The organism is Kitasatospora nipponensis (assembly GCF_039528135.1).
GTDB lineage: Bacteria > Actinomycetota > Actinomycetes > Streptomycetales > Streptomycetaceae > Kitasatospora > Kitasatospora nipponensis.
The window spans coordinates 1-1,020 of sequence record NZ_BAAALF010000523.1 but is presented as its reverse complement, the minus strand read 5'-3'; the positions used below and the strand labels follow the sequence as shown (position 1 = coordinate 1,020).

Below are 1,020 nucleotides of genomic sequence, written 5' to 3'. Positions count from 1 at the left end.
CACGACTCCCTGCAGGCCGAGTTGAAGGTGGCGGACCCGCTGGCCTACGAGCAGGCCGGTCATGTCCGAGCCGGGATCAAGGCGGTGTATCAGCACCCGACCGTGGAGTCGAGGATCGAGCGCCTGGCGGGGCTGCAGGGTATCTTCGAGAAGGCGATGGCGACGCTCGGGTGGGACCGGATCTGGGAACAGAGTTGATCCCCTAAATTTCCACTAAATGATCTTCGAAGGTGACGACTTGCCAGGTGACAGGCAGTCTGAGCGCCGCCCTTACAAGGCGGATGTCGGCGGTTCGAAACCGTCTGCGCCCACCAGTCAGAGCAGTGCAGATACGCCGAAGGCCCAGGTCGGGATGCAAATCCCGGCCTGGGCTTCGATGTTTCTGCGGTCCCAGCGGTCAGCTCTGCGCCTGCCAAGCCGCAAGGCCCTTCTTCAGGTCTTCGGGAGTCATCACCGGCTGAACCTCGAACTCCGCGCCGAGCTCCTGGAAGAGCGGTTCCGCGATGCTGGGGAGCTGAGAGCTGTCCTGCATGTCGAAGACGAAGGTGCAGTGCCTGCCGCCTTCCCCGGGGCCGAAGTAGGCCGCTTCGGGCTTGAGCCGTTCGATCATCGATTCCACGATCTTCGCCAGTGTGCCGTCCTTGATCGCCTCGTTCGAGGCCTGGGTGTCGAGGCGGGCTCTCAGCATGACCCTCATTGCACTCGCTCCTTCCGTGCACCACGACCGGCACGGTTCTGACCGTGCTCGCTTGGACTTGGTGACGTCCCGCTCAGGCCCGCCTCGGGCGGCAGAGGCGGCAACATCTCGTCCTCCATCAGTGCTGCCGCGACTCCTGGCGGTGCTACGTCCGGCTGTCGGTCACCAGGCAGCCGTCTGAGCCAACTCCGGGTGCATCCAGTTGCCCCCACCGGGCCTCTCCAGCCCGCTTGCTGCAACAGCCACGCACTGCCGCTGAGCGCCATCGGCAGCCTGCTCGCCGGCGCCTACCGCGCCTTGCCGTGTACCTGCGGGAGCCCGAG

At 65.4% G+C, this 1,020-nt stretch carries 1 protein-coding gene and 1 pseudogene; one reads left to right on the top strand and one right to left on the bottom strand.

The features are described from left to right. A pseudogene (locus tag ABD323_RS41635) lies at positions 1 to 198 on the top strand (hypothetical protein); the annotation flags it as partial. 199 nt (positions 199 to 397) lie between these two features. On the opposite strand, the gene ABD323_RS41630 reads toward ABD323_RS41635, so the two are convergent. Continuing rightward, entirely contained in the window at positions 398 to 697 is a 300-nt protein-coding gene (locus tag ABD323_RS41630; protein WP_344447287.1) for a DUF3303 domain-containing protein, read from the bottom strand. Positions 698 to 1,020: the final 323 nt, after the last annotated feature.

Bases quoted from the DNA above. Each gene is read 5' to 3' on its own strand.
- ABD323_RS41630 (WP_344447287.1), bottom strand. From the start codon at position 697: ATGAGGGTCATGCTGAGAGCCCGCCTCGACACCCAGGCCTCGAACGAG.